Here is a 6291-nt window from a genome sequence, read left to right as displayed (position 1 = left end):
CGCGGGGGGTCGCGGGGCAGTCGCACGTGTAGGGCGAGGGGCCGTGCGGCGGGACGTCGGTCCCTGGCCGACGACGGCGCGGCCCGCTTGCCTGGGGGCGGAGGTGGTGGCGGTGCGCCGACGTCGTCAGGTGCTCGCGGTGACGGGCGCCGTCGTCGTGCTGCTCGTCCTCGCCGCGTGCGCCCCCGGTGCCAACGACGTCGCCGGGAGCGCCGACCCGACCGGGGCCGGTCCGTACGGGTTCTGGTGGGGGCTGTGGCACGGCCTCATCGCCCCGGTGACGTTCGTGATCTCCCTGTTCAGCGAGTCGGTCGGCGTCTACGAGATCCACAACACCGGCGGCTGGTACGACTTCGGCTTCCTCGCCGGCCTGTCCCTGACCTTCGGCGGTCCGGGCGGCGCAGCGGCGCGCGGCCGGCGCTGACGGGGAGCCGGCCGGTCGCCTGGTGGGCACCCGGCGTCCGTGTCGGGGGCGGCGGGTAGTCTGGCGCCGCATCCGGGGGGAACGCCGACGCGGGCTGCCCGGGGCGCCTCGTCAGTCCGCAGTCCGGCCCCGCCCGCGCGGGGACCCCGCCGGGCCAGCGCCAGATCCCAGCACAGGAGCACTCCGTGGGACGTGTCGTCGTCGATGTGATGCCGAAGCCCGAGATCCTCGACCCGCAGGGCAAGGCCGTCGCCTCCGCGCTGCCGCGCCTCGGCTTCCACGGGTTCACCGGGATGCGCCAGGGCAAGCGGTTCGAGCTCGAGGTCGAGGGCCCGGTCACGGACGAGGTGCTCGAGCAGGTGCGCCAGGCCGCGGCGACGCTCCTGTCGAACCCGGTGATCGAGGACGTGGTGCGCGTCGCGCCCGCGGAGGACCACGACGGGGCGACGGCGTGACCGGCCCCGGCCCGCGCGCCGCGGGGCAGGGCGCGCTGGAGTCCGCCCGCATCGGGGTCGTCACGTTCCCCGGGACGCTCGACGACCGCGACGCCGCCCGCGCCGTCCGCCTCGCGGGCGGGACGGCCGTCCCGCTCTGGCACGCCGACGCCGACCTGCACCAGGTCGACGCCGTCGTCCTGCCGGGCGGCTTCTCCTACGGGGACTACCTGCGGGCGGGGGCGATCAGCCGGTTCGCGCCCGTCATGGGCGGGGTCGTCGACGCCGCGCGCGGCGGGATGCCGGTCCTGGGCATCTGCAACGGCTTCCAGATCCTGGCCGAGACGCACCTGCTGCCCGGCGCCATGATCAAGAATGACCACCGGGCGTTCCTGTGCCGGGAGCAGGTGCTCGCCGTCCAGAACGTCGACACCGCCTGGACCCGCGACTTCGCCCAGGGCGAGCGCATCACCATCCCGCTGAAGAACCAGGACGGCCAGTTCGTCGCCGACGAGCACACGCTCGACGAGCTCGAGGCGGAGGGCCGGGTGGTCTTCCGCTACGAGGGCTGGAACCCCAACGGCTCGCGCCGGGACATCGCCGGGATCTGCAACGCCGACGGCAACGTCGTCGGCCTCATGCCCCACCCCGAGCACGCCGTGGAGAAGGGCTTCGGCCCGGACGGCCCCCAGGGCCCGCGGACCGGCACGGACGGCCTGCGGTTCTTCACGTCCGTCCTGTCGACCCTCGTCCGGAGGTCCGCTGCATGACCGCGCCCGCCACCGCTCTGGTCTCCCCGGAGGCCCAGACCGGCGCCACACCGACGTCCACCACACCGACAGCAGCCGTGCCGCCGCACGGCGAGGCGCGCCTCGTCGCCCCGGGTGTGACGCTCACGCACGTCCCGTGGGCGGACCCGACGGCCCAGGCGCTGCGCGTCGAGCAGCAGGACGAGATCGCGGGCATCTACGACGGCCAGGGGGACGTCTGCCAGCAGCTCCCGGACGAGGAGATGCTCACCACCGTGCTCCTGCACGTCGACGGCCAGGTGGTCGGCAGCGGTGCGCTGCGTGACGGCTCCGACTACGGGACCGGGACCGCCGAGCTCAAGCGGCTCTTCGTCCGCCCCGCGTTCCGGGGCCGTGGCCTGTCGGGCGTCGTCGTCGGGGAGATCGAGCGGTTCGCCCAGCTCCGGGGCCTCCAGCGCATCGTCCTGGAGACGGGGGACCGGCTCACGGCCGCCATCGCCCTGTACTCCTCGCGGGGCTACGACCGGATCCCCAACTACGGCCCGTACGCCGACGACCCGTCGTCCTTCTGCTTCGCCCTCGACCTGCGCGGGGACGCCTGACCGTGCAGCACGACCTCACCCTGGGGGCAGGTGACGTCCGGCTCGTCCCGCTGGAGCTCGACCACGCGGCGGACCTGCTGACGCTCGTCGACGACGCCCTGTGGTCCGGCATGACCTCGCCGACGCCCCGCACGGTCGCCGACATGGCCGCCTGGGTGCGGCTCGCGCACGCGACCCCGGCCCGCTCCGCCTTCGCGGTCCTCGGCCCCGACGGGCAGGTGCGGGGCTCGACGTCCTTCTACGACGTCGACCCGACGTTCGCGCGCTGCGAGGTCGGCCACACGTTCTACGGCCGCGCCTGGTGGGGCGGCTCGACCAACCCGGCCTGCAAGCTCGCCCTGCTGCGGCACGCGTTCGAGGAGTGGGCGATGCACCGCGTCGCCCTGCGCGGCGACGCCCGCAACAGCCGCACCCTCGCAGCGATGCGGCGGCTGGGCGCCGTCGAGGAGGGCGTGCTCCGCAGCCACCGGGTGGCCGCGGACGGATCCCGCGGGGACACCGTCTACTTCTCGGTGCTTGCCCCGGAGTGGCCGACGGTCCGGGCCGGCCTCGAGGCCCGCCTGGCCGGTCCGGCCTGACACGCAGCCGACGACGGCGCCGCGCGAGCGGCCGTCGCCCCACGCCGGCGGGGCCCCACGACGGCGCCCCGCGCAGGTGGTCCTCGCACCGCATCACCCCGTGCCGGGCGACCGCGACGTGAACGCCCGGGGAACACCCGCGCCGGCCCCTTGCGCAGCGGCCCCGCCGTGCTGTCCCATGATCTCCTCGCGCGTCGCGCGGGCTCGAGGACGACCGGCGGCGCGGGTCGGGCAGTGCTGCCCGAGAACGCGGCACCGACGGCGGGCACACGAAGGGCCGGCTGTGGAGCACGACCTCGTCCTGCGCACCCCTGAGGTGACGCTCGTCCCGTTGGGCTACCAGCACGCACCCGCCCTCCTGGACCTCGTGGACGCCGACCTCTGGCGCGGCCTGAGCCTGCCCTTCCCGCGCTCGGTCCCCGACATGGAGCTGCTCGTCCTGCGCGCCTCGGAGTCCGCGGGCACCGTCGCGTTCACCGTGCTCGACGCCGTGACGGGTGCGGTCCGCGGGTCGACGTCGCTCCAGGAGGTCGACCGGGACCACCGCCGCGCCGTCGTCGGGGCGAGCTGGTACGGGCGGGCGTGGTGGGGCGGCCCGACCAACCCGGCCAGCAAGCTCGCCCTGCTCACCCACTGCTTCGAGACGTGGGGGCTGCACCGGGTCGCCTTCCGGGTGGACCCGGCCAACACCCGGAGCGTCCGGGCGGTGCAGCGGCTGGGGGCCGTGCCCGAGGGGGTCCTGCGCGGCCACCGCACGGCGTCCGACGGCACCCCCACCGACTCGCTGTCCTTCTCGATCCTGTCCCACGAGTGGCCCGAGGTGCGGACCCGGCTCCTGGGCCGGCTCGTCGGCGCGAGCGGTCACCCCGGGGCGCCGTCCGGGGCGCCGGTGGCGCAGCCCGGCTCAGCCGACCGTCAGGCCGAGGTGCGCGGCGAGGGCGGGCGCGAGGTCGAGCAGCTGGTCCTGGGTGATCGTCGCGCCGGCGAGGCCGCCCAGCCCGTCCACGCGTGACAGGTCGACACCGCGCAGGTCGACGTCGCGGAGCGTCGCGCGCGTGACGTCGAGGCGCGCGACCGTGCAGCGGCGCAGGACGAGGCGCGTGGCCCGCGCACCCGCCAGGTCGAGCTCCCCGATCACGCCGTCCTCCAGCAGGACGTCGGTGAGCTCCGCGTCCCGCAGGTTGACGTAGTCCAGCTTGCCGCCGTGGACCTCGACCCGCGTCAGCGTCGCCCCGTACCAGGGGACGGCGCCCAGCCGGCAGTCGCGGACGACGACGTCCTGCCACGTCGACGACGGTGCGTGCAGCGTCCCGGCGCGCAGCCGCGTGAGGGTGCAGTCGACGAGCCGGGCGTCGTCGAGCCGGACGTCCTCGAGGGTGCAGTCCTCCAGGACGCACTCGGTGAAGCGGGTGCCCGTCGCGTCCTGCCCGGTGAGGTCCAGCCCGGTGAACCGCTCGAGGTCGTGGTCGCCACCGGGCCCGAGCGGTCCCGTGACGTCGGTGAGCTCCATCCACCGACCCTCCCACCTCCGCCGCCGCGCGGCTCGCCTGCCGAGGTCGCACGCCTCCGACGTCGACCGGGGGAGGGAGAGAAGGGGTCAGGTCAGCGGGGTGACCGTGCCGGTCAGGTGGGGCGTCCCCGTGCGCGGGTTCCACGCCGCGAGGGCGAAGGCGCCGTCCTCCCGCGCCACCCGGACGGCGACCGTCGACGGCAGCAGCACCGGCTTGGCGAACTCCACGTCCCAGCGGTAGGCCTCACCCCGGGCCGGGCCGACGGCGGCCAGCGCGCGCGCCGCCGTGTCCATGCCGTGGGCGATGGTCCGGGGGAACCCGAACGCCTTCGCGGCGAGCCGGTGCGTGTGGATCGGGTTGCGGTCGCCGGACACGGCCGCGTACGCCCGCCCCTCGTCCGCCGCGAGCCGCCACTGCCCGGTGGGCGCCGGGGCGACGAACGGCGTCCGGTCGCCCGACGGCCGCTCCGCCCCGGTGAGGCGGACGCCCTTCGCCAGGTACGTGGAGACGCCCTCCCACGCCCGCGCGCCGTCGACCGTGACCTCGGCGACGACGTCCACCGTGACGCCCGCGCGGTGGGCCCGCAGGTCGCGCACGTGCACCTCGACGTCGAACGCGTCCCCGAGCCGCAGCGCGCGCCGCTGCTCGACCCGGTTCGCCACGTGGACCATGCCCAGCAGCGGGAGCGGGAACTCCGGGCGGACCAGCAGCGCGGTCGCGACCGGGAAGGCGAGCACGTGCACGAACCCGGCGGGGAGCACGTCGTCGGCGCGCTCGCCGAGGAGGTGCTGGTAGGCGGTGAGGTGCGCGGCGTCCGCCTGGACGCCGCGCACGACGACCCGCGTCCCGGGCAGGTCCTCGGGCCGGACGCTCGACCGCCGCGTCGCCGCCGCCCGCGCGGAGCCGACGACGCCCCGGCGGTACAGCCCGCCGAGCGCGGGCACGTCCGGCAGCTCGACGACGCGCCCCGGCCCTCCGCCGGTCACCGGCCCACCATGTTCTGCCCGCACACCCGCAGCGTCTCGCCCGAGATCCCGGCGGCCTGCGGCGAGGCGAGGAACGCGATGGTCTCCGCGACGTCGACGGGCTGCCCGCCCTGCTGGAGCGAGTTGAGCCGGCGCGCGACCTCGCGCGTGGCGAAGGGGATCCGCGCGGTCATGTCCGTCTCGATGAAGCCCGGTGCGACGGCGTTGATGGTGCCGCCGACCCGCGCGAGCGCGGACGCCGACCCCGCGACGAACCCGACCACGCCCGCCTTGGAGGCCGCGTAGTTCGTCTGCCCGCGGTTGCCGGCGATGCCGCTCGTCGAGGCCAGGCACACGACCCGCGAGCCCTCGCCGAGCGCCCCGGCGTCCAGCAGCTCCTGCGTGAGCCGCAGGGGCGCGAGGACGTTGACCGCCACGACCGGGTCCCACTTCTCGGCGGTCATGTTCGCGAGCAGCTTGTCCCGCGTGATGCCCGCGTTGTGCACGACGACGTCGAGCCGGCCGTGCCGCGAGCGCACGTGCTGCAGGAGGCGCGCGGCGGCGTCGTCGGCGGTGATGTCGAGCTGGAGCGCGCTGCCGCGCACCTCGTTCGCGACCGCCGCGAGGGCGTCGCCGGCCGCGGGGACGTCGACGGCGACCACCGTCGCGCCGTCCCGCGCCAGCACCCGGGCGATGGCCGCACCGATCCCGCGCGCCGCACCCGTGACGACGGCGACCTGGCCGTCGAGGGGGCGGTCCGGGTCGGCCGGCGCGGACCCGGCGTCGGACGTCACGTGCAGCAGCTGGCCGTCCACGAACGCCGACCGCCCGGACAGGAAGAAGTGCAGCGCGCCCGCGACGGACGGGGCCGTCACCGGCACGCCGTCGGCGACGAGCACACCGTTGCCGGTCGCACCGCCGCGCAGCTCCTTGGCGAGCGACCGGAGCACCCCGTCCACCCCCTGCCGCGCCGCGGCGACGGCGGGGGCCGCGGCCGACGACGCCGGCCGCGACACCGTCACCACCCG

At 76.2% G+C, this 6291-nt stretch carries 9 protein-coding genes; 6 read left to right on the top strand and 3 right to left on the bottom strand.

Annotated features, from left to right (window positions below):
• Nucleotides 1-112: 112 nt before the first annotated feature.
• The 6 genes from N866_RS13615 to N866_RS20520 all read left to right on the top strand — a co-directional run bounded on the left by N866_RS13615 (nt 113) and on the right by N866_RS20520 (nt 3799).
• The gene (locus tag N866_RS13615; RefSeq protein ID WP_034227271.1) at nt 113-424 is read left to right on the top strand and encodes a hypothetical protein; all 312 of its coding nucleotides are present in this window, start codon (nt 113-115) and stop codon (nt 422-424) included.
• Nucleotides 425-609: 185 nt separating this feature from the next.
• Nucleotides 610-879 (top strand): phosphoribosylformylglycinamidine synthase subunit PurS, encoded by a 270-nt coding sequence (gene purS, locus N866_RS13610; protein ID WP_034227268.1) that lies wholly within the window; start codon nt 610-612, stop codon nt 877-879.
• On the top strand, nt 876-1628 hold the full coding sequence (gene purQ, locus N866_RS13605) for a phosphoribosylformylglycinamidine synthase subunit PurQ (protein ID WP_173406157.1): 753 nt from the start codon (nt 876-878) through the stop codon (nt 1626-1628). The genes purS and purQ overlap by 4 nt, the downstream gene beginning before the upstream one ends.
• A complete protein-coding gene (locus N866_RS13600; protein ID WP_052023050.1) occupies nt 1625-2209 on the top strand; it encodes a GNAT family N-acetyltransferase in 585 nt (194 codons plus the stop codon). Before purQ ends, N866_RS13600 begins: the two co-directional genes overlap by 4 nt.
• A 2-nt stretch (nt 2210-2211) precedes the next feature.
• Nucleotides 2212-2787: a GNAT family N-acetyltransferase gene (locus N866_RS13595; RefSeq protein WP_034227267.1), complete on the top strand. Its 576-nt coding sequence runs from the start codon at nt 2212-2214 to the stop codon at nt 2785-2787.
• 283 nt (nt 2788-3070) lie between these two features.
• A complete protein-coding gene (locus N866_RS20520) occupies nt 3071-3799 on the top strand; it encodes a GNAT family N-acetyltransferase (RefSeq protein WP_034227266.1) in 729 nt (242 codons plus the stop codon).
• On the opposite strand, the gene N866_RS13585 is transcribed toward N866_RS20520, so the two are convergent.
• The 3 genes from N866_RS13585 to N866_RS13575 form a co-directional block, all read right to left on the bottom strand.
• Complete coding sequence (locus N866_RS13585; protein ID WP_052023048.1) at nt 3692-4297, bottom strand: pentapeptide repeat-containing protein; 606 nt, start codon at nt 4295-4297, stop codon at nt 3692-3694. The genes N866_RS20520 and N866_RS13585 overlap by 108 nt on opposite strands.
• 87 nt (nt 4298-4384) lie before the next feature.
• A complete protein-coding gene (locus tag N866_RS13580) occupies nt 4385-5284 on the bottom strand; it encodes a MaoC family dehydratase (RefSeq protein WP_034227264.1) in 900 nt (299 codons plus the stop codon).
• Nucleotides 5281-6291 (bottom strand): 3-oxoacyl-ACP reductase (locus tag N866_RS13575; protein WP_034227263.1); only part of this gene is annotated, 1011 nt, incomplete at its 5' end. The genes N866_RS13575 and N866_RS13580, both read right to left, overlap by 4 nt.

It is taken from the genome of Actinotalea ferrariae CF5-4 (genome assembly GCF_000603945.1).
Classification (GTDB): domain Bacteria; phylum Actinomycetota; class Actinomycetes; order Actinomycetales; family Cellulomonadaceae; genus Actinotalea; species Actinotalea ferrariae.
This window is presented reverse-complemented; position numbering and strand designations above follow the sequence as displayed.

What these genes read in the sequence shown, in the direction of transcription:
- N866_RS13585 (WP_052023048.1), bottom strand. Translation starts at nt 4,297, where the DNA reads ATGGAGCTCACCGACGTCACGGGACCGCTCGGGCCCGGTGGCGACCAC.
- N866_RS13600 (WP_052023050.1), top strand. Translation starts at nt 1,625, where the DNA reads ATGACCGCGCCCGCCACCGCTCTGGTCTCCCCGGAGGCCCAGACCGGC.